Raw genomic sequence first — 23,081 nt, forward strand, 5'->3', positions numbered from 1 at the left:
AACACAGCGGTATTGCGCGTTTATAGGTGTCATCAATAGCAAATAAAAATTGGGATGATAGTGGCTCACCAACAAACCGTGATGCCTGTAAATGACGTGGTAACCGACTTGCATTAACGGCGAAAAGGGCATGGGGTTTCGTTATCGAACGACATCCGTTAACCCGTTCTTTAGAATCGAAATCGGCGGATTTAAGTATAATTTTCGACCGACGTAAGAAAGCGCCATTGTTTTACCAATGGCGCGGCGGTAGGATTAATCATTACAATAAGTAGGGTTTCCTCCGGACTGAAAACGAAAAGGCTATTGTTGACTCGGAGGGAAACTTTGAATTATCAATTCAGGGATAATTATGGTACGTGGGTCGGCCTGCAAGATGTTGGTTAAGTAGCCCGATATGGTTGATACTACATCGTTAGGGGCATAAAACCGCTTCTCGCCATCCTTTGGTTTGCAGGTTTCTGCGTTATCTATTGAAAGATAAAAGACAATCGGGTGCCCGTTTATTTTCATCGTTTTCGGGAATCGATACCCCAACAGCACATCAAAGCTATTTTTCATAGCAGCCGGTGGCTCATTTACAAATTCGTAGCCTATAACTTTATTAACAGAATTTGTTTTGACTTTTACAATGGCATACATCCATTCGCAATTGTATTTCAATTCATCGGGCAGGCGATATTTTTTACTTACAAAGTTGGCGAAATCGTGGAGTGCTTCCTTTGATTGCGATTTAGCTGCAAATGTTATGCTAAGCAGCAAAAAAATCATTATGAGCTTATTTTTCAACATAGATTACTTATTTAATAAATTAAGGCGTACAAGGCTGCCCCGCAGTGCCAGATTTATATTTTTGATTTGCAATTGCAATATCGTTTTTTTCAAGTTGAGTAAGGTCGGTATATAAGCTCAACGCATCTTTTTCTAACCCTCCCCATGCAAGTGCATGAGCCTCTGGCTTTGTTAAAGTAGGGTACATGGCCATTAGCTGAGTCTCCATAGAAGTAATATAGTGCCTGGCCATATCCAGATGCTGGTTGACAATCGTGTGACTATACGTTAAATAGGCGTGTAGTGCTTCGTGCATTATTGTTGCGGTGATGTATTCTTGTGAAGCATTCGCCAAGTTCGTACTTAGCGTGATAGTTACATCCATTGTCATCGTAATCTGCCGTCCATTTAATGTAGTACCTGCAGCGTGAGTAATGTCAATTTGCCCGTCCTCAGTGGGGCTTTTTAAATTGGCTGGGATATCATCTAAAAAGCTTAAGTTAAAATCGGTGTTACTGTCAAAAATAGACTTCATTGATTGATTCAGGCTATACGAGATATTCTTGCTGATAGACGCATCCACCATTTTTTTTATGCAAGGGTTCCGAACTCTATTTGTTATTATAGGTGCCGGTTTAGCGGGTGGTGTCGGCGTTGTTGGGCACGGCTGTGGCGGAACAGGTGGGGTAATACCGCCTCCGGGATCAACCGGAGCATACACCTGTATTTTTGGAGTATTGCTCAGAGACGAATTTGCGGGTGGTGTATTAGGAGGTGTGCATGGGCTTGGCGGCGCACTTCCGCCTGGCGCATCAGGTTTGTCATTACATTCGGTGAAACTATCTTGTGTAGTCACAATATGACAGTCAAACGGATTTTCCATCGCTGTATCGTCAGTATAATAGGCGCAGTCTAACCAATAGGTAGTAACAATTACTGTAGAACAATCCTGCAAGACGTTACTTTTTTGGCCGCTGGTACTTTGTACGGTTTGAGTATTTGAAACTCCATTCTTCTTATATATGGCATTAGTAACTTTGCCATTCTTGTATTGCCAGCCGTTTATGAATGTTCCGTCCATGGCATGGTAAAATACCATTCCTGTAAAGTCTTTATCGCGATTGCGATAAGTAATGTTTTTTAGTTTTTCATAATTGCCTTTTAGGTATGACGGGTCAGCAAGAATAGTCATGGCGTAAATGCTGTAGGTGCCTTGCTGATTTATAACCAATAGAGTAGTATTGCTGTTAGAGCGTTTGAAATCGAATTGACTCGGATCTATAGACTGAGTAGCAAACGCCATGTCGCCTTTTTTAATCGACGGCAATTCTATAATGTTTAAACCTTTACTGAAAAATGCGTCTCCCTTGTTCCAGTCTGGCCGAAGAACCTTGCTCCAGTCATGTTTCTGATTATTACTCTGTATCGTTTGCTTGTCCGTTGTAGAAGTAATTGGGTAAGCCTTCTCATACCATAGTCGAGCTAGATTAAATGTTGTATCGTTAAGTGCGGCCTGTCTACCGCCGCTATCTTTTTTACAACTGTGAATAATCACAATACAAATTACTATCAGAAAGAGGGCTGATAACCACTGTTTGGATGGAAAGAATTTTCTTTTCATTTATTGATAAAGTTTAGTGCGATAAAGATAGGTAAACTTATCGTTAATAAAAATAGATATAATTACTCGATTTTAATTTTAGGTTACTATATTAATCGATAATAAATTTAAGGCCTGGGAAAAATCTGTATTCGGAGATTGACACGGCAAAAGTAGAGAATGGTAGTGTTTTTACTGAGTTCTCAATTAACTAGCTGCTAATCATAGAAAATCGAAGTCCACATGCATATGTTAACAAGCGAAGTAATGATTGATAGTTGAAGTTTGGAGATAAAATTGTCGGCAGAATGAAGCGTCCGGCCTTCCCTTATATCTTTATCAACCCATTCTTCAGCGCCGCTATCACCAGCCCCGTGCGCGATTTGGTTTCGAACTTCTGGAACAGCGATTCGCGGTAGTTATCGATGGTGTGCGGGCTAAGGCACATCTGGTCGGCAATTTGTTTGTAGGTAAGGTCTGAACAGCACAGCTCCAGGAAACGGAGTTCGTTGGCGTTCAGGTCCGAGTAGTCGTTCTTCAGCGGTTGTTTGTTTTGGATATTGCGCAGTAGCGTAAAGCTAAGAAAGCGCGCTTTATTCCTACAACGTGTGCGAAAGGGGGTAGAGATTACGCATATTCAAATTCTCTTGAATTTTCATCAATAATATAGAAGCCTTCATTGCAAATAGTATCGATTTCAAATCCAAACAACATAAACCCAGCTATATTTACCGGCGCGATACATTGTGGGATATTATTGGTTGTCACGTATCTTTGTCTGATATCCATTAACAATCTACCTAATGCATTTGTTCCTGAAAGTTCTCCGTTCAAAGTATCGAGTGCACCCCAAAACTGATCCTTAGAGGAAAATTCAACAATAGGTTTATCACCTGTTTCTTTCAATAAAGTAGAAAATTTATTCCAGTTTTGTGAAAGCTTTACCTCCAAAGACCAACGCATGATTTTTACGCGAATACTTTCCCAATCCTGACGAGTTTTATCCCGATATTTTTTGCTAATCATTTTTGCAGTCATAGGACTGTTTTGGGCAATAATTTCATGTTGAATATCTGGAAATAACGGATAGCGCATTGCCTGATACAACGCTTCAGAAGTTGAAATGATATTATCATTTATAAAAAGTGGATATCCTGGAGCCATATTTGAAAGCCCTCCAAATGGTCCATCAGTTTTAGAAAAAACGATACTGTCTTTAATACTGTATATTCTGCTTTTTGAGTTTTCCGTTTGCATTAATGATTTCCCCTGTTTTTTAATACGAATAAAGGTCGCCAATTATTGTTTCCCCACCAAAAGACAATAGGACAATTATTAGGAATATTGCGATAAGTAAAAAATAGAGTTCCTAAACCTAATGTTTTATGAGATTTTACCGTATATCCCAATGGCCTTATAGATTTAACGTTCAAATTTTGTACCCTATTCAGTATCTCTATGCCTTTTTGTAAAAAAATAGTTTCGAGACGATTTCTCTTTTCTGCTGATGAAAACAATTTATCTTCAACTGGCTGATTTAACTTTCTGAAAGCTCTATCAGCATTGCTGTTAGCCTCTTCTAATGAATTTAAATAATTCGCGACCTCAGGTAATTGATTATCAATAGGAAGCATTACGTTTAATGCTGGCTTAAGAGATTTTAAGTTGTTTTCTATTAAGTAAAACCAAAAATATTTTATGTGTTTTTTTGTTTCTGATTCGATATTTTGCATTAATCGGTATTCGACGTTGCTCTGTCCCCATTGATGTGCACATAATAAACAAACGCTTAATTTGATATTATTTGCCTTAATGAAAGCAAAATTATTTTTTGAAATGTCAACTTCATTAGCCGCATTTAGCCAGTTAGAAAGCTGGAAATAAATTGTGTTACCAGTAGACAAAACATCATCAAGATAAAGGTAATGGTTAGCAGTCTGACCGCAATCGCCCAATGTTATGTTATATTCTTCCGATATTATTTCCTCCAATAACTGCAATAATTCCTTTTGACTTTTACGCTCATTCTGCAAATCCAAAAAAATGGTTGCTTTTAAGAAAGTCGGAACATCAGCGTATTTATAGTGGTCTTTTAAAAAAATTAAATAACTGCTAAGCAATTCTTTAATTTTTATTTTGGAATAATAAGTTTTTTGAAAGATTACGGCCAATTCATCTAATATAAATTCCTGATCTTGTTCTTCGAATTGAGAAACCCAATCAAGAACATGCTCGATTGTCATCGCGTTATTTTCATAATCAATTATAATATCGACAATTTGCTGGGCTTTTTCTTCCATTTTTTATTATAAATCAAATATAGGTCATTACTCCGCGGTTGATGTTATAACTAAAAGCTTTGGACAAGACACACGAAATACATTGTGGAATGGCTCGTTAATTTAATTGTGTCGTTGCCTCCTCCTTTGCTCCGCCAAGGAGTTGCCACCATCAACCCAAATCCCCTATATCTTTATCAATCCATTCTTCAACGCAGCAATCACCAGCCCTGTGCGCGATTTGGTTTCGAACTTTTGGAAGAGCGATTCGCGGTAGTTATCTATGGTGTGCGGGCTGAGGCACATTTGATCGGCAATTTGTTTGTAGGTGAGGTCTGAACAGCACAGCTCCAGGAAACGGAGTTCGTTGGCGTTAAGGTCCGAATAGTCGTTCTTAAGCTGCTGTTTGTTTTGGATATTGCGTAGCAGCTTGCCCGATACCAGCTCGTTAATATAAAAGGAATGTTGGTTGATACCTGCGATGGCAGCCACCAGATCGCTAACCTTGCTTTGCTTGAGCATGTAGCCGCCCGCGCCGCTTTTCAGCATCTCTATAATGGGCTTGTCTTCTTCAAACATGCTGAGGGCCAGTACGTTGATGTCGGGGTGGTTTTGTTTGAGCCAACGGGTGCTTTCGTAGCCATCCATTATGGGCATGGTAATATCCATCAGCACAACCTGGGGCAGGGCCTGTTTGGTGATTTTTTGTATCATATCGGCACCGTTGCTGGCATCAAAAACAACGTTTACCTGGCCGCTTTCGGCCAACAGGTTTACTAAACCTTGCCTAAAGAGGGTATGATCGTCAACTATGGCGATATTTATCTTGTCGGGGGACATTTTATTTATAAATAGGGTACAGTAATCGCGATTACAGAGCCGGTACCATGGGCAGATTCTATCGAGGCGGTGCCGTTAATGATGGCGGCGCGCTTCTTGATATTGTACAAACCCATGCCGGTCTTTCGTTTTAGGGTTTCTTCCACATCAAAGCCTGCGCCGTTATCGCGTATGCTCATTTTCAGTGCCCCTTCAACCTGTTCCAAATTAACGAATATTTCTGTTGCCCTGGAGTGCTGGATGATATTATTTATGATTTCCTGAAAAAGGCGAAACATGATGGTTTCCTTGCTGCCATCGCCGGTGAACGAATCGAAGGTGGGTTTAACGAAATGGATGGCGAAGCGGTCGCTACGTTTCATCCATTCCAGCTCGAATTCGATGGCCGAGAACAGCCCCCTGCTCAACAGTTCCTCGCTGTGCAGCATGCGCGATAGGGCCTTTACCTCTTTGGTAGAGCGCGCCGTGAGGTCCTCCACCAATGCTATTTTTTCGGCCGTTTTGGCCAGGTCGTTCAGGTTGATGGAGCTGAGCGTGATGGTAGTTAGGCTAAGCAACTGGCCAATATTGTCGTGCAGATCGTAGGCTATGGTTTTGAGGGTTTGTTCCTGCACTTCCATCTGGGTGCGCAGCAGTTCGGTTTCTAAAGTTTTTACCATAGCCTGTTTTTCTTCTTCGTGTTTTTTCTTTTTACGATTATATAGCAGCACGTACCGTATCAAAAAGATAGGGGCTATAAGGAAAACGATGGAGGTTAACCCAATTAACGAAACGATTTCCTTTGTAGATACCGGCATACGGATGAAATTGACCAGAATGAATACAGTATAACATTCAATACCTTGAAAATAACGTACCGCACCGAACTGTTATAGGCCGATATTTCGTTTGTTTTAAGATAATCGAAAAAAACATTGCAGGAGGTGCTGCCGAAGTAAAAAAAGAGCGCCCCGCTCACAAACCAAAATTCGCCCGAGCTTAGCAGTGGTTCGTACCGCTCATCCGTTAGTTTCAGATAGTAAAACCACACGCAGGCCAGTACGAACACTACCGACATCAACTCCGCCGAGACGGTAACGAAATCCGCAAAATGGTTGTAAAGTATTTCGCCGGTGTACACTACCGCAAATACCGCCAGCCAGCCATATAGCCATTTTATGCCGTAGCCGTAAGGCTTAAACAGGGTATAAAAAAAATAGCTTATAAAACCGCACTCTACCAGCAGCGCAACATTGTACAGTCGCATATTGGGCAGCCAGAATACCTTACGGATGATGAGCCCGGCGGTTTCCACGCAAACGGTTATGAGCAGGTATATGATAAACAGCCGCCAGGTTGCGCTTTTATCCCTAAACAGGAATATAAGCGCAACCAGGAAGCAAATAAATTCGGCCGCTGTATTAAGGGTATAAAGGTCGCTAAGCGTGTATGGCTTCATTATAATGGTTACTTGATAAGCGTAGCGCCAACGGCCGGGCAATTGCTTGGCGGAGGGCAAATTTCGCCGCGGTTTTCGGGGCCGGCACCTATGATGCCTGTGGGCTTCCCGTCCAGCGGGATGTAGCTATCCCAGTGCAGGTTTTTTTGGCCCAGGGTATCTTTTTTCACGGTTGATACCATTACCAGGGTGTTGTAACCATCGTACCTACGGGCACTATCCTTTGCTGCCACGCCCAGCCTTGGGTTATAAGCTGCGTAGTAAAACCTTACGCCGTCGCCGTCTTTTTCTTTCTCTAAAGCAGCTAGCATAGCCTGCAGCTTTTCTTTACTAAACCAAACCGAGCGTGTGTTGGGCAGTTTTACATGCGTTCCGTCTGATTGTATGGAATCTACCTCGCCTGCACGGGATTTGTAGTTGCCCACGTATTTAGTAGCTGTTGCAACATCAAGCGCACCGGTGGTGTCAATGGCGCCGCTGCCGGGGGCGGGTTCTGTTGGTGCGGTGGTTTTGGGTTGGCATGATGCAAGGCTGATGCCTGCGACTGCCAATAGGATAAGGGTTTTTTTGATTGTCATATCGTTATGAATTTAAGGTTATCGAAAGTGGGTAATTACGGGCGCAATCGCAAAAAGTATCCCGCCTTTTTTTACCCCTAAATCACCCCCTCAAAAAAGCTGATTAAACCCTGTTGCAGCTTTTAGCTTCAACATACATTTGGGATGTAATAAATAATTAATGTTAAGGGGACACATTGATCGAAGTATAGCCGGGAATAAAGTACCGGTTATATTTTAAATACCTCGGGGCAGCATAATAAGCCGCCAATGCGTGGTTAAACATTTAATTAAATGTTAAGGCAGTATTCCTATAACGGCTAACTATATATCACAGAAACATATACAAAGTATATACAAGTTTTTATTAATGCGCTGAATTTTAATTTGTTAATTTAAAAATATGCAGTTGTTGATATTAAATATTTCTTTTACTAGTAATTAAATATATTACATTTACACACCAAATTATAGACCTTAAACAATAACCCTAATTAATTTAAAACTATGGATCAGTACATTGCTTCTCTCATGCTTTTTGCAGGCACCTTTGCGCCAAAAGGCTGGTTCTTTTGCGACGGAACCTTGCTATCAACCAATCAGTATTCAACTCTTTTTTCGCTTATTGGCACAACATACGGCGGCGACGGCGTTACTAACTTCGCACTTCCCGACCTGCGGGGCCGTGCACCGGTGCATCCGGGCCAGGGCAGGGGCTTGTCTAATTACTATGAGGGGCAAATGGCCGGTGCAGAAACCGTAACCCTAGCACAACAGCAATTGCCGTCTCACACGCATGCACTGCAAGGGGTAACTACCGCGGCCAACCAGTCGGACCCGCTTAATAATTTTATGTCGGTACCTATTGAAGGTACCAGTGGTAACCCTCTTTCTACCTACAACGATGGTACCGACCCTGTATTTGCGCTTGCAGCGTTAAATCCAAAAAGTATTTCTTACACCGGCGGCAACCAGCCGGTACAAATTTTATCGCCGGTATTGGCAATAAACTATATTATCTGCTGGGACGGGATATACCCGAGCAGACCATAATTAAATATTAGCAGCAGCGCCTTCTTCAAATAATGGGGCGCTGCTTTTTCACTTGGCATTAGTTGTGAGGCTCCTAAGCCCTGCAATTTAGCCATAATACACCCGGCCAAACGGCCGACACCATTAACTCGCAAATAACAAGTTTTATACAGCCCGCATCAATAAACGGTGCCAGGCAAAACTTTATAGATATAACACCTGCACCACGGCCCGGCATGCAGTTTTTACGGTTGAAACGGGCAAATATTATATTAAAATACAGCGGCGTTGCCGTAAAAAACGGACTACTTAAGTGAACATTATGAAAACAAATTTACTCTTATTAAAAAGCAGCTTGTTAAAAACCTCCGGCGTTTTAAAGGCTGCCTTTTTGCTATTAGTATTATTGCTGATCGGCACAGCTACCCGCGCCCAGGTTGTTTACAGCATGGGCGAACCGGGTAACACCAGCGCCGCTACCTCGGGCGATTTGATCAAAAAAATGAACTACGATGGCACCAACGGAAGTACCGTTATTACAGGTACCAACGCCGGGCTGATACAACCGCTCAACGTTGCGTTGGATGGTAATAACAACCGCATTTTCGTATCCGAGGGTAACTTAAGCGGTAATGTTATCAAAGTTATTACCGGTAGTTCGGTGACAAGTACCATTACCAGCGCCAATTCTGCTTATATAAAGGATATAAATTACGATGTGGTTGGTAATTGGCTGTATTACATTACCGAAGGCGGCGATATTACGCAAGTTACCGCAAATGATGCCCTTTACCGGGTACACCCGGACGGTACCGGTACGCAAACCGTGGCCGCATCGATAACAAAAAACCCTTACAGGCTTGAAGTGGATGCGGCTAATAATAAAGTGTACGTAGTTGATGTATCTTTTAGCGGCAGAAGCATAAAAACCGTCGACCTGGCCAATAGCAACGCCGTTACCTCGCGCGCCTTTGCCACAACATTGAACTCGGTTTATGACGTCGCCTTAGATAAGGTTACCGGGTATTTGTACTATTGTGCCGAAGGGGGGAGTGCTGCTACACTTTCCGCCACCGACCAGGTAAGAAGACAAAATATCGACGGTACCAACGATGTTCAAATAGCAGCTTCGGTTTGTAATTCGCCTTTTCGCTTAGGCCTTGATGCGGGCAATAACCGCCTCTACGTTGGCGATGCTTACTATGGCTCAGGAAAAATCGTTGCCATAAACCTTACAAATAACACGTTCAGTACGACACTCAATTTCACAACCGGCGTAAATTCGCCACAGTTATATGATTTTGGCGTGCCCGAGCAACCTAAAGTTACCACCACAGCTGCAGCATCAGTAACAGCAACGGGGGCAACACTGGCCGGCACACTGGTGTACGGCTACGGTATGAGCACCGAACGCGGAGTTGTTTACAGTTCAACTAACAGCACGCCAACCGTAAGCGATACCAAGGCAGCAAATGCAACAGTAACCACTAATGGCGCATATTCGGCAAGTGTTACAGGTTTAACACCTGTTACCACTTATTATGCGCGGGCCTATGCTGTAAATGGCGCGGGTACAACTTATGGCGCGGTGGTTACATTTACTACAATATCAAACGATGCAAACCTTTCGGCCTTTACCATTAGTTCGGGTACGTTAAGCCCTGCGTTTGCAGCGGGAACAACCTCTTACACAGCATCGGTAACAAACGCCACAACATCCATTACGGTAACGCCAACCCGCAGCCAGGCCAACGCAACCATAAAAGTTAACAATACAGCTGTTACATCAGGCTCGGCTTCGGGCAACTTAACGCTGAACATTGGAGATAACGTTATCAGCACGGTAGTAACCGCTCAGGATGCAGGCACCAAAACTTACACCCTTACGGTAACCCGCCCCAAAGCGGTACAAACCATTACCTTCGCCTCAACTGCTACCAAAACCTACGGCAATGCCGACTTTGCACCTGGCGCAAGCACAAACAGCGGGCTTACCATAAGCTACGTAAGCAGTAATACCGCCGTAGCAACCATTGTAAGCGGGCAAATTCATATCGTAGCCCCTGGTACGGCAACCATTACCGCATCGCAGGCGGGTGATGCTAATTATTTGGCGGCGAGTGATGCCACCCAAACCCTTACGGTAAACAAGGCCTTAGTAACCATTACGGCCAATGCTGCAAGTAAAAGCTACGGCGATGCCGATCCGGCGTTTACGTATTCAATAAGCTCTGGCGCATTGGTGGGCAGCGATGCCTTTACCGGAGCATTAACACGCGACGCAGGTGTTAACGCAGGTACTTATAATATCACCCAGGGAACTGTAGCCTTAAGCACCAAGTACACACTTACTTTTGTTGCCGGTGTTTTCACCGTTAACAAGCGGGCCATTACGCTTCAGCCTGCACCTGCAACTAAAGCTTACGGAGATGCCGACCCGGGAAATTACCCTTATTACTTCAGGGTGGGCTCTTTAGCAACCGGTGATGGCATGTCCGGTTCATACGTACGGGACGCCGGCGAAACCCCGGGTACCTATATTATAAATTTTGGAACCAAAAAGCCGGTAAATGCCACCACAGGTGCTGACCAGTCTGCTAACTACACCATCAGCTATATACCCGAGTATTTAACTATTACCAAAAGGCTAATAACCCTGCACCCTGTGCCGGCAACAAAGGTTTACGGTAATGCCGATCCGGGCTTCCCTTACCAATTTGTTGTGGGTTCTGTTGCGCCCGGCGAAGGTATGACGGGTACATTTGGCAGGGCTGCAGGAGAAGATGTGGGCGTTTATGCGTTTACCCTTGGTACAAAAAGGCCGGTAAACGCTACAACAGGCGCATTTACAGATCAGTACTATACCATATCGTTTATATCTGATAACCTTACTATAACTGCCAAACCCATCACTGTTAACATCGCCCCACAGACCAAAAACTACGGCGATGCAGACCCCGCACTTACTTATGTAAACACGCCTTTAAGCTTTGGCGATACCTTCACCGGCTCATTGACCCGCGCGCCGGGCGAGAGCTTCGGTACCTATGCCATTAGCCAGGGTACATTAGCGCTAAGCAGCAACTATACCTTAGGTTTCGTTGGTGCTAATTTAACCATCAGCAAGAAAACCATTAATGTAAATGCTACCGCCAAAATCAAAACCTTTGGCGACAGCGACCCCGCGCTAACCTACACCGCTGATGCATTGGCCAGTGGCGACAGCTTTAGCGGCGCGCTAACCCGTGCGGCAGGAGAAGGCTTCGGCACCTATGCCATTAGCCAGGGTACGCTTGCCCTGAGCAACAGCAGCAATTACACCCTGAATTTCACAGGTGCTAACCTAACCATCAACAAGAAAACTATTAACGTAACCGCTGCTGCCAAAAGCAAAACTTATGGCGACAGCGATCCTGCCTTAACTTATACAGCCGATGCTTTAGTTGGCGGCGATAACTTTACCGGCGCTATAAGCCGCTCTGCCGGCGAAAGCTTTGGCACTTATGCTATAACTCAGGGTACGCTTGCATTAAGCAGCAATTATACACTGAACTATACTGGCGCAAATTTAAGCATTGGCAAACGTGCTATTGATATTTACTCGGGCAGCCGCGATGTGCAATACGGCGAGCCTGATGGCACAATCGGGTACTCTTATTCGGGCACACCGGTTGCGGGCGACGTATTCTCTGGTGCCCTGGGCCGTGAGCCGGGTACTGCTTTAGGTACCTACGCTACTACTATAGGTACTTTTCAAATAAGCAACGACGGAAATTATGACCTTGTTTTCCATAGTGCGCCGTTCAATATCATACAAAGGGAGATCACCGTTTCGGGTGGTTCTACCTTTAAGATCTATGGCGATGCCGACCCTGCTATCAATTACAGCATTGTATCGGGCACTTTGTTGGGCGGTACCCAAATTACAGGCGCATTAACCCGCGATGCAGGTGAAACAGCGGGCCCGTATAACGTAAGCCTCGGTACTTTAGCCATTAACGACAGCAATTATAAACTGACTTTCCAAGGCGGGTACTTCGAGATAGACCGCGCACCGCTTACCCTCACTATCGCAAACAAAACCAAAGTTGCTACCAAGCCAAACCCGGCGCTTACTTACAGCGTTAGCGGTTATAAAAATGGCGATACCGAGGCAACAGCATTTACATCGGCCATTCAACTAACAACCGACGCGAACATCAATTCAGCGGCCGGCGATTATAATATTTATGTTAACGGCGGTGTGTACGCTTCCAATTACAACGTTACCACCGTAGGCGGCACTTTAACCGTAACACCTGCATCAACCGTTAATACACTGGCAAGCGCCACAGTGAATGGCGGTGGTTTTGACAGCGGTGCTTTCGAGCCCGCAACCGATTTTTATTCGGTGAGCATCCCTAACGGTTCTACAACGGCAACATTAGTTGCAACTGTAACCGACCCGCTTTCTACGCTATCTATAGGCGCTTACCCGGCGGTTGCTACCCCAATTGCATCGGGAACGCCTTATACCATCAGTTTTAGCAACAACAATACCACACAGGTTGGCGTACACGTAACGGCAGAGAACGGCGATATAAAATCTTACTACTTTAACGTAAGCCCTATCCCATCAGATTCTAAGCTATCAAACCTCGACAGCGGCGTGGGCATCATCAGTCCGTCGTTTAACCCACTGGTTACGGCTTATACGCTAAACGTTTCTGCCGAAACAGAATCGGTTCTTATCACCCCAACCACGCATGACCCTGCCGCTAAAGCGAGAGTTAATGGCGGTGCCGGCGGCGGCGGCGAAGGCGGCGTTGTATATGGTGCTAAAACCGTATTCTTGTACGAAGGCTCAAATCATATCAGCATCAATGTAAAATCGGCCGATAACACCGGCAACACTTTTTACACCCTTACCATTAACCGCCCAATTACGCTGGCGGGCCTTGCGCTAAGCGCAGGTACGCTTAGCCCTGCCTTCGACCCGGCGGTTACAACTTACACCGCCAAGGTGCCCGAATCGGTACCAAGCGTTACTATAACACCATCGGCAAGGCAGAGTTTTTACCAGCTACTGGTAAATGGCGAATATGTTAGCAATAACACCGCATCTACCCCGATAACTATTGGCGATGGCGCACCAACCGTTATCACCACAAAAATTACAGCAGGCGACGGCGTAACCAGCAAAACCTACACCATTAATACCGTACACGCATCAAGCAATGCCGATTTAGCGGGCATAGGCTTAAGCGAGGGCGCGTTAGACCCTGTGTTTGAAAGCGCTACCGGCACTTACAATGTTTACCTGCCAAATTCAGTTTCGGCAATATCATTTACCCCAACATTGGCCAACGCTAATGCAACCATGAAGGTTAACGCTGCCGATGCAACATCGGGCGCAGCCATAAACCTTAGCAACCTTTCTGTTGGCTTCCATAATTATTATATAGTAGTAACCGCCGAGGATGGTGTTGTTACCAAAACCTATACTTTAAGCATAACCAGGGCGCTATCCAGCGAGCCGGGGCTGGCTAATTTAACCTTGAGCCAGGGCACCTTGTCGCCTGCATTTAACCCAACTGCCGATCCTAATTACTCGGTTACTTTACCTGCCGGAGTAGAATCGGTAGACATAACACCTGTGCTTATAGATACAACAGCATCACTGCAGGCAAGGCTTAATGGGCACAACCTGCCTATACCAAACCAGCATTTAATAACTGTACCGGTTAATGCGCTGTACAACACGCTTATTATTACCAGTACAGCACAGGATGGCACTACCATGGCCATTTATACCATAACCATAACCCGCCCCGTATCGTCGGATAATACTTTAAGTGGCTTAACAAGCAGCGTGGGCAGGTTTAACCAATCCTTTACCAGCGCCGGTACTTTTTACCAGATAGTAGTACCAACTGACGCCACAAACGTAATTTTAACGCCAACTGCTACCAGTAGCTTTGCTACCGTAAAGGTAAACGGCATAGGGGTACCTAAAGGCATGAGCTCGCAAAGCCTGCCAATAACCGGCCCTGCCAACTCTTTCCCTGTTGTTGTAACAGCAGAAGATGGTTCGGCAAAAACAATAAATGTATTGGTTACCCCGGCACATACCAATGCCGACCTGTTTAATTTAGCCATAAGCGCAGGTACCTTAAGCCCTGCATTTAACAAGGATGTTTTAAATTACACTGCAATTGTAGGATCAGCAACAGGCAGTGCGAACCTAACATTGGCTATAGCTGATACAACAGCGAGGATGAAGCTGAACGGCGTAACAGCAAGCAGCTACAGCCCTGTTTCTGTATCATTAGCATATGGCGATAACGTTGAAACGGTAGTGGTAACCCCGCAGGAGGGCCCAACCAAAACGTACACAGTAACCATTAATCGCATCGATCCATCGGTGGCAACCAATTTAGCAGACATCGGTATAGATGCCGGCCCGCTAACCAGGATAGGTACATCAGATAATTATACCGCCACCGTACCAGCTGCTGTACAAAATGTTACGGTAAGTGCTACGGCGACAGATCCAACAGCTACAATAACAGCTAACGGCGGACCGCTTGCCGACCCTATTGCGCTAATTGTTGGTAATAACCGCATCAATGTATTGGTAACTGCACCTGATGGCAGCACCAAAACGCATTATATAACCATAACCCGCTTAGCGCCATCTAACAATGCTGTAGCCACATTGAAACTGAGCCCTAACGCCGAATTGGTGACCACCACCGGTGGCAGCAACGTTAATTACATTACAACAGTTGGTACCAATGTTACCACAGTAACATTAAAAGTCACACCGCAGGAGGAGCACGCAACTGTAACGATAAACGGCGCATCGGTTGCCAATGGTATATTCTCTGATCCTGTTACACTTAATGCAGACAATAGCCCAACGCTTATTGATGTAGTGATAACCGCTCAAAACGGTACCACCGTAAGAAGCTATAGCGTAAGCGTGGTGAAAGGCGCTTCCAGTAATGCATACTTAAACAGTATAACACTTAACCAGGGCAGCCCGCTGGTGCTTGAAACAAGCGGGCCCGCTACTACCAATTACAGCAGCACGGTACCATACACCGCTGTTACTGTAAAATTAACGGCAAAAGCACAAGACGCAGATGCCTCTATTACCGTAAACGGAACACTGGTTCAAAGCGGAAAACCATCAGGTTCTATTACCCTTAATGCGGCACACACGCCAACAGTGATCATGGTTGAAGTTACTGCGCCAAACGGCAGCAGCAAACGCACATACAGTGTAACTGTAAACAGGGCGCCATCAACAAATGCCACGTTGAGCGACCTTGCACTTGGTACCGGCACACTTAGCCCTGTATTTACAGCTGCTAAAACAAGCTACACTGCCAAAGTATCAAACTCCGCGGAATCGATAGCTATCACGCCAACTGCGGCAGATGCGGATGCTACTATAACCGTTAATGGCACACCAGTAGATGCTTTGGCACCAGCGGTAGCTGTGCCGCTAACCGTAGGCGCCAATATTGTTGCCACCGTGGTAACAGCCCCAAGTGGCGATACTAAAACCTATACCGTTACGGTTACCAGGTTGCCATCAAGCAATGCAACGCTCAGCGCAATAAAAATGAGCCCGGGCTCAACCCTTGTTGCAGCAGCAAGCGGCCCGGCTGATGTAAATTATACCGTATCAGTATCGGCTACTACATCAACTGTAACAGTTACGCCTAAAGCACAGGATGCAGGTGCTACCATATTGGTTAACGGTACCGAAACTTTGGCAACCAATACAGCATCAAGCCCGATAACGCTGAATGCAGACGGCTCGCCTACTACCATCAATTTACTGGTAACGGCAGCAAATGGCACTACGGTAAAAACATACAGCATATTGGTGAGTAAAACCGGCTCAAGTAACACCGGGCTTAGTGCATTAGTGTTAAACCCTGATGTTCCGTTGCTGGTGACCAGCAGCAGCAACAGCGCCGTAAATTATTCGGCAGAAGTACCCGTTGGCACAACATCGGTAACTATTACAGCAACCGTACAAACCAGCACCGCCAAAATAAAAACCAATGGTTCACTAGTGGCCTCGGGAGTGCCATCGCGCAGCTATACTTTAAACGGCGGTAGTTCGCCAACTGATATCGTTGTAGTAGTAACCGCTCCTGATAAAACAACTATACGTACTTATACAGTGACCGTAACCCATGCAGCACCTTTAGTAATTCTAGCCGCTAAGGACAGGAACCAAATTGATGTGTTGCAAAAGCCGGAGGTAACCCCGGATGCGCTACCGGAGCTGGTAGTAAAACAAGCCCTATCGCCCAATGGCGACGGGGTGAACGATAGGTTTACCATAGAAGGCATCAATGCCTTCCCGGATAATACGGTAAGGATTATGAACCGTAACGGCGATGTGATATACCAGGCGAAAGGGTACGATAACTTTGGGCAATCTTTCGACGGGCACTCGTCTAAAGGCACGCTACAGCAGCCGGGCACCTACTTCTATTCGTTAGAGTATAAGGCAGGCACGGAAACCAAGCGTAAAACGGGCTATATCGTAATCAAATATTAAGTGTTGTTTTGCCCTGTGATACTTGTTTATTACAGGGCAAAGCCTTAAATATAGGTAGCCCGATACCTGATAAAACCCTCACGAAAAGCTGTATTTACCCTTTAGAAAAATACAATTTTTAGGCAAGTTTGTATAGTAGCAGGCACAGAGATGAGAAAGCATATACGGCAGGCTATATCACAATTAAATATTAAGTCCTGGTAAATATATCTGTGGGCTCCGGTATATTTTGAAAATGAATAAGCATAAACAGGCCGCTGCAATCATGAGGAAATACATAAAACTGATAAGCCTAACCCTGCTGCTCTTAATAGGCAGCAGGGCATTGGCCCAGCAGAACATGTTCAGCTATAACCAGTATGCAGATAACCTTACGCCGGTAAACCCGGCTTATTCGCTGCTTGATAAAGCCAACAGCCTCAACGTGCTGGGCCGCAGGCAGCTGATAGGCTTGGATGGCGCGCCGAGCAGCCTGCTGCTGAGCGGCAGCTTCCCGCTGGAGCAGATGGGGGCGGCGGCAGGGTTCTTCGTGGTGAACGATAAGTTCGCGGTAGAGAACCAAACGGAGGTGAACGCCTTCTTCGCCAAATCGGTACAGTTGAGTGGCGGCAGCTACCTTTCGGTATCACTGAATGCGGGCATCCGCAGCTACGTGGCCAATTATTCCACGCTGGATGCCAGCGACCCGCTCTTCAGCCAGGACGTGCGGGAGACCAAGCCGAACATCGGCTTCGGGGTAATGTTCTACGGCGATAATTACTACGTGGGGCTTTCGGTGCCGGAACTCAGCTTCCGCAACCTGGGGAACGCATCGGTACAGCAGGCCAATTACCTGCGCAGCCACTACTACTTCAGCGGCGGCTTCATAACCAAACTGAACGAGGACGTGCAACTGAAGCCTGCGGCATTGGTATCGTACCTGCAGGGTTCGCCTGTGGTGGCGGATTTTTCGGGCACTTTCTACCTCAAAGAGCAACTGGGCCTTGGGGTAAATTACCGCACCAACAAACAGGTGGCGGGCATCATATCGGTAAACGCCAACAGCTTTAAGGTTGGCTACAGTTACCAGTTCAATACATCATCTACCAATTTGGGGGGCTTCAACAATGCCACCCACGAGGTAAGCATCAGCTACCGCTGGGGTACCGATCTGCAAAGGAAACTTTTATAACAGCTAGGCCAAGGTTGTTATTCAATATATAAGTGTTCTGAACCTACTACTTCTACGTTCCTAATTTTTATTTACCACTATGAGTACACCCGACCTAAAAAAAATAGGTTCCGAGGCTATTGACCTTGGGCTATTAATTGGTTTGCTGAAAGGCACCAAAGCTGAGCCGAAGCCAAATTTGGAATGGTTCCCTCACCCAAAAGATGAGTTAACCAAAGCCTTTAACTGGCCCCACCTTAAGCCCGTTGTCGAATCCTTTATGGGCAAGGCGAAAAACCCTATCGACAATAAGGAAGGCAGCATCTTCAACGAAAACTGGTTCCCGGTTACCGTAGACGACGGTAAAGGCGGCACAAAGAACTCCGGCTTTTACCTGGTGCAGAAAACGGCAGATCCGCTGGCCCTGCTGGGTATCGGCATGCACAAAGAATTCAAATTCAAAAATGACGCGGTTACCATCAACCCTTTTGTATTTACGCCTATTTTCCAGATGCCCGGTAAGGCCGATACCACCGAACCGCTTTTTGCCGTGGATAAGAACGGCCCGATCGAAATAGGTTTTAAATTGAGCGTCGATATCGCGCGGGCGAAATTCCTTTCCTGCAAAGAGGTGCTATTTTGGGTAACGTTCGATTTGAAAGAAAATACGATTAAACCCGAAATAAAGCTGATAGACCCTGTAAAGCCCGACGGGCTGCAAATACCCACGCTACGGGAAATGCTCGATAAGGTGCTCGGGATAGATGGCGTAAAAGACTTCCTCAAGAAAAAGATAATTGCCGATAACGAAACCATTACCACAACCTGGGCCGATTTACTTAAAACCCTCGGCTGGCTGGTAGAAGAGGCCGACGGCACTTATAAAGCAGGCGATATCATACTCCCCGGCAAACAGGTGCTGGATTACGTTACCGATACCATCAAAACCGCGTTCGAAGAATTCATGGCTGAGGACCATGAGTTTGTAATAATGGAGCACAAAGCCAAAGACGACGAACCGGAGCCTACCTGGAAAATATCCCTGATAAAGAAAGCAGGCCGCTATGGTGTAAATATACAGGTTGCTGATGTGGTTGTAAACGGCAGCCCCTTAATGAAACTGCAACTAGGCAGCTTTACTGCCGACGAGACCGACTGGATAGAAGCCGCAGGCGGCACCGCGCCCGAAAGCACGGGCCTGAATTTTTATGTACTTAGCGAGGATACCAACGGCTTAGGCGTTTCTTTCGACCCGCAGTTTGAGGCCATAAGCGTGGGCGTGGATATTTCAAAAGCCGACGGGCAGCCTTTGTTCGATGTGCAAGGCTACAGCCTGGAGCAAGCCCAGCTACGTGGCTTTTTCTCCAGCCTAAGCAACGAATGGGGTGTGGCTGCCGCAGTTAATAATGTAGCCCTGCCGCTTGGCCCATCTGCCGAAGGCGAAGGCGTGGCGCAAACTCTGCTGGCATCGGGCGGAGAAGCAAAGGAGGAAGAAGGAGACAAGAAACCTACCGTAAACCCGGCATTCTCGTTGCTTGCAGCGTACCAAACCAATTTCTATCTGCAATTATTCGATGAAGACGGGCAACCGCAAGATATAGTAAGCATACCGCTGCACAAATCCTTTGGCCCTGTGGCCCTGAAAGATGTGGGCATTGGCTGGAGCGATGAAGATAAAGCGCTGTTGTTCCAACTGAGCGGCGGCCTTAACCTTGATGCGCTGAAGCTTGACCTTGATAAGCTAACCGTAGGCGTGCCTGTAGCCACAACAGGCAGCCCAAACACATTTTCGCTCGGCCTCGAAGGCTTCGACCTTACCTTTAAGAGCGGTGCCGTAAGCATGGCCGGCGGTTTCCTCAAAAACGTAATAGATGCCGGGAAAGAAACCGAGCGTACGGAATACAATGGTGCTGTAGCCATACAGGCAGCAAGCTGGGGCATCACGGCCCTGGGTTCCTTCGGCACGGTAAAAGAAAGCCCATCGCTGTTTATCTTCGGCGTGTTGAATGCCGCACTGGGCGGCCCACCGGTATTCTTCGTAACGGCTCTGGCCGCAGGTTTTGGCTACAACCGCAAAATTGTAATGCCTGCCATAAACCAGGTACAGAACTTCCCTTTCGTAAAAGCAGCCATCAACCCCGGGTTATTCACCGGTAAGGATACCGATAAGGTGCTGGCAAGCATGTCTGAATCTATTCCGCCCGAGCTTGGCCAGTACTGGTTTGCGGCCGGCGTTAAGTTCAACTCCTTCGAGCTGTTGAATTCATTCGCTTTGCTCATACTGCAATTCGGCAAGAAATTCGAGGTGGATATTTTGGGCCTCAGTACGCTGCAGTTGCCAAAACTCCCTGCCGACGCAAAGCTGAAACCTTACGTAAACGCGCAGATGGCCATCAAAGCCACCTTCGAGCCCGAAGAAGGCTTACTGGCCGTGCAGGCGCAACTGGCCGATAGCTCTTACGTAATACACCCATCTTGTAAAATCACCGGTGGCTTTGCCTACTATTCGTGGTTCAACGGGGCGCACTCCGGCGATTTTGTGGTGAGCCTTGGCGGTTACAATAAAAACTTCGATAAAGCGGCGTACCCGCATTATCCAACCGTGCCGCGTTTGGCATTCAACTGGAAAGTTTCCAGCAGCATCAATTTCAATGGCGAAGCCTACTTTGCGCTTACCCCATCATGCGTTATGGCAGGCGGCAAGCTGTCGCTCACCTACCAGGAGGGCGATTTGCAGGCCTGGTTTAAGGCCGTGGCCGATTTTCTTATCGCCTGGAAACCCTTCCATTACGATATCGGTATCAGTATAAATATCGGCGTATCGTACCGGGTTAATATTGCGTTCATCCACAAAACCATTACGCTGGAGCTTGGGGTAGATGTGCAGCTATGGGGCCCTGAATTTGGCGGCGTGGCAGAGATAAGCCTGTATATCATTTCCTTCACCGTAGGCTTTGGCGCGAATAAAAACACCGAGCAAAAAACCATCAGCTGGAAAGACTTCGCCAGCTACTTCCTATCGGGGGGCGATGCCAAAACCCAGCTGCAGGACTTTGCCGATGCACCAAAGACCGACAATATCATCACCATAAACACCAACGCCGGGCTAAAACAGAAGATAAAGAAAGGCACGGAAGAGATCTGGGTGGTAGATGCCGGTACCTTCGATTTCAACGCTATGTCGTCGTTCCCGGTATCGCGTATCACCTTCATAACTAAAGAGGGCAGGGTAGATGCACAGCAGATTGACGGCAAAGCATTTGGTATAAAGCCGGTTGGTAACGTCACCCTTGATGGCGACGCCTCTAAGCTCAATCTAACCATCCGGAAGGAAGATGGCACCGTATTTAAGGCCTACAGTTTAGAAGGATGGCAGTTAAGGCCAAACACAGACAATGTACCGGAGGCTATGTATGGAGCCGTTAAGAACCCTAAAGAAAAACCTGAGGCAAAACTGCTGGGTGGGGTAACCAAGGGCATCAAGTCGGCGCTTCCGCCTTTGCATCCCGCAACAGGGCCTGATAAGTTTGGTTCTATAAATCTGGCTTATTCCAAGCTGGCCGGAAAAAATTACGGCCTTGATGCTACTGCCCGCGCAACAGAAATAACCTTAAGCACAAGCGGTTCGCTGGATGTGATAAAAACAAGCGTTGCAAGCGATGCTGTAAGAGATGCCCGTAAAGGTATCATTGATGCCCTCGGCCAGGTTCTTTCGCTGGCCAGTGCCAACGATGATATGCATGCCATGGCTTCGGAACCTAAGAATATATTCCAGGGTTCGCCTATGCTGGCCAATGCAGCCGCACAGCCGCAACCGGTTAAGACTGCCGATAAGATGGTTGCCGGTACCCGCACCACCTTAAGGCGCAATGCAGTGTTGACCGGTGGCCACCAGCTAAAGGCCACCATCATCAAATACAGCTTCGATAAATCCGTGCAAACGGGCCTCATTATGCGCACCGGCTTGTACAATACCGCGGCTTCTAAAGGCCGCTACGGGCGAGCCAATCCTATAGACACATTTGATATTACGGCGGGCATGCTGCAGGTATGGGAACTGGATCACACGGCCGGTGCCGAAACGCTGCAACACTCGGGCGCGGTTGCCGCACGTATGATATTATTCGATGAGTATCTGCGGATAATTACCGATAAAGTGCTAAGTTCTGCCGGTATAGCAACCGAAGCGATCCCCGCTAATGCAACCCAGATGTGCCTGCAGGGCCTTAATGGGGTAAATACAGCCCTCGCCGGCTGGCACGAGCAATCGTGCCTGGTTTTGGTAAACCCCAAATACCTGGTGGGCAAAGGCTGCCTCGTCCGCCCCAAAAACTCGCATAGTGTGGGCAAGAAGCAATACATACATGATACCGGCTTGGTTGAGGGCCGTTCGTTGGTACTCAATAACAGCAATGCCGAAAAGGAGGGCTGGATAGAGACGCGTTTTTACCCCGGCGTAAAGCAAGTATTCGTGCTGGTAAGGCCCGATGCTGATGCCACATCCGCAGCACCGGCATTCGATACGGTGGTGAAACTTATCTATACCGATGATGCAGGCAGCAAGGCGGCTTTGGTACTGTCGGCAGATGCCGTAGGCGCGAACGGTGCCGAAGCTTGGGCCGCCTTTACCCTGCCCGATGTGGTTGCCGGCAAACACTTCAGCATATGGGCCGAGACCGAATCTAAAGCCGGGTTGCAACTGGCTGGCACAGCCGGTACAGCGCAGGCGATATCCGCGTGGACTGCCGGGCTAAGTAAGCAGCTGGCAACACAGGATGCCGGGCTTGACGAAGGCAACGCAAAGAATAAATTAACTGTCAGCTTAAAAAACGTATTAAACTACTAAAG

At 46.6% G+C, this 23,081-nt stretch carries 13 protein-coding genes; 4 read left to right on the forward strand and 9 right to left on the reverse strand.

All coding sequences use genetic code 11. The features are described from left to right. Positions 1 to 303: 303 nt before the first annotated feature. From AC1DYT_RS05785 to AC1DYT_RS05825, 9 genes are all read right to left on the reverse strand, one after another. Entirely contained in the window at positions 304 to 792 is a 489-nt protein-coding gene (locus AC1DYT_RS05785) for a hypothetical protein (protein WP_477468692.1), read from the reverse strand. 19 nt (positions 793 to 811) lie between these two features. After that, positions 812 to 2,392 (reverse strand): hypothetical protein, encoded by a 1,581-nt coding sequence (locus tag AC1DYT_RS05790; RefSeq protein WP_477468693.1) that lies wholly within the window; start codon positions 2,390 to 2,392, stop codon positions 812 to 814. Positions 2,393 to 2,699: 307 nt separating this feature from the next. Beyond that, entirely contained in the window at positions 2,700 to 3,008 is a 309-nt protein-coding gene (locus AC1DYT_RS05795; RefSeq protein WP_477468866.1) for a response regulator transcription factor, read from the reverse strand. After that, on the reverse strand, positions 2,999 to 3,628 hold the full coding sequence (locus AC1DYT_RS05800; RefSeq protein WP_477468694.1) for an NADAR family protein: 630 nt from the start codon (positions 3,626 to 3,628) through the stop codon (positions 2,999 to 3,001). Before AC1DYT_RS05800 ends, AC1DYT_RS05795 begins: the two co-directional genes overlap by 10 nt. Next, positions 3,628 to 4,671 (reverse strand): phosphoribosyltransferase-like protein, encoded by a 1,044-nt coding sequence (locus tag AC1DYT_RS05805; protein WP_477468695.1) that lies wholly within the window; start codon positions 4,669 to 4,671, stop codon positions 3,628 to 3,630. Before AC1DYT_RS05805 ends, AC1DYT_RS05800 begins: the two co-directional genes overlap by 1 nt. Positions 4,672 to 4,836: 165 nt before the next feature. Next, a complete protein-coding gene (locus tag AC1DYT_RS05810; RefSeq protein WP_477468696.1) occupies positions 4,837 to 5,490 on the reverse strand; it encodes a response regulator in 654 nt (217 codons plus the stop codon). Positions 5,491 to 5,495: 5 nt separating this feature from the next. Then, on the reverse strand, positions 5,496 to 6,287 hold the full coding sequence (locus AC1DYT_RS05815) for a sensor histidine kinase (protein WP_477468697.1): 792 nt from the start codon (positions 6,285 to 6,287) through the stop codon (positions 5,496 to 5,498). Beyond that, positions 6,254 to 6,928, reverse strand: coding sequence for a hypothetical protein (locus AC1DYT_RS05820; RefSeq protein ID WP_477468698.1), 675 nt, complete (start codon positions 6,926 to 6,928; stop codon positions 6,254 to 6,256). The genes AC1DYT_RS05815 and AC1DYT_RS05820 overlap by 34 nt, the downstream gene beginning before the upstream one ends. 8 nt (positions 6,929 to 6,936) lie before the next feature. Further along, positions 6,937 to 7,506 (reverse strand): hypothetical protein, encoded by a 570-nt coding sequence (locus tag AC1DYT_RS05825; protein WP_477468699.1) that lies wholly within the window; start codon positions 7,504 to 7,506, stop codon positions 6,937 to 6,939. 486 nt (positions 7,507 to 7,992) lie between these two features. Here AC1DYT_RS05825 and AC1DYT_RS05830 point away from each other — a divergent pair, with 486 nt between their 5' ends. From AC1DYT_RS05830 to AC1DYT_RS05845, 4 genes are all read left to right on the forward strand, one after another. Then, positions 7,993 to 8,538 carry a phage tail protein gene (locus AC1DYT_RS05830; RefSeq protein WP_477468700.1) on the forward strand — a complete coding sequence of 182 codons (546 nt, stop codon included), beginning with the start codon at positions 7,993 to 7,995 and terminating at the stop codon, positions 8,536 to 8,538. A gap of 301 nt (positions 8,539 to 8,839) precedes the next feature. Beyond that, positions 8,840 to 17,083: a cadherin-like beta sandwich domain-containing protein gene (locus AC1DYT_RS05835; RefSeq protein WP_477468701.1), complete on the forward strand. Its 8,244-nt coding sequence runs from the start codon at positions 8,840 to 8,842 to the stop codon at positions 17,081 to 17,083. A 265-nt stretch (positions 17,084 to 17,348) separates the two neighbouring features. After that, the gene (locus tag AC1DYT_RS05840; RefSeq protein ID WP_477468702.1) at positions 17,349 to 18,254 is read left to right on the forward strand and encodes a PorP/SprF family type IX secretion system membrane protein; all 906 of its coding nucleotides are present in this window, start codon (positions 17,349 to 17,351) and stop codon (positions 18,252 to 18,254) included. Between the two features lie 79 nt (positions 18,255 to 18,333). After that, positions 18,334 to 23,079: a DUF6603 domain-containing protein gene (locus AC1DYT_RS05845; RefSeq protein ID WP_477468703.1), complete on the forward strand. Its 4,746-nt coding sequence runs from the start codon at positions 18,334 to 18,336 to the stop codon at positions 23,077 to 23,079. Positions 23,080 to 23,081: the final 2 nt, after the last annotated feature.

This window comes from Mucilaginibacter sp. P1_D10 (genome assembly GCF_056406215.1).

Bases quoted from the DNA above. Each gene is read 5' to 3' on its own strand.
- AC1DYT_RS05840 (WP_477468702.1), top strand. From the start codon at position 17,349: ATGAGGAAATACATAAAACTGATAAGCCTAACCCTGCTGCTCTTAATA.
- AC1DYT_RS05830 (WP_477468700.1), top strand. From the start codon at position 7,993: ATGGATCAGTACATTGCTTCTCTCATGCTTTTTGCAGGCACCTTTGCG.
- AC1DYT_RS05805 (WP_477468695.1), bottom strand. From the start codon at position 4,671: ATGGAAGAAAAAGCCCAGCAAATTGTCGATATTATAATTGATTATGAA.
- AC1DYT_RS05825 (WP_477468699.1), bottom strand. From the start codon at position 7,506: ATGACAATCAAAAAAACCCTTATCCTATTGGCAGTCGCAGGCATCAGC.
- AC1DYT_RS05810 (WP_477468696.1), bottom strand. From the start codon at position 5,490: ATGTCCCCCGACAAGATAAATATCGCCATAGTTGACGATCATACCCTC.
- AC1DYT_RS05835 (WP_477468701.1), top strand. From the start codon at position 8,840: ATGAAAACAAATTTACTCTTATTAAAAAGCAGCTTGTTAAAAACCTCC.
- AC1DYT_RS05845 (WP_477468703.1), top strand. From the start codon at position 18,334: ATGAGTACACCCGACCTAAAAAAAATAGGTTCCGAGGCTATTGACCTT.
- AC1DYT_RS05785 (WP_477468692.1), bottom strand. From the start codon at position 792: ATGTTGAAAAATAAGCTCATAATGATTTTTTTGCTGCTTAGCATAACA.
- AC1DYT_RS05815 (WP_477468697.1), bottom strand. From the start codon at position 6,287: ATGCCGGTATCTACAAAGGAAATCGTTTCGTTAATTGGGTTAACCTCC.
- AC1DYT_RS05800 (WP_477468694.1), bottom strand. From the start codon at position 3,628: ATGCAAACGGAAAACTCAAAAAGCAGAATATACAGTATTAAAGACAGT.
- AC1DYT_RS05820 (WP_477468698.1), bottom strand. From the start codon at position 6,928: ATGAAGCCATACACGCTTAGCGACCTTTATACCCTTAATACAGCGGCC.
- AC1DYT_RS05790 (WP_477468693.1), bottom strand. From the start codon at position 2,392: ATGAAAAGAAAATTCTTTCCATCCAAACAGTGGTTATCAGCCCTCTTT.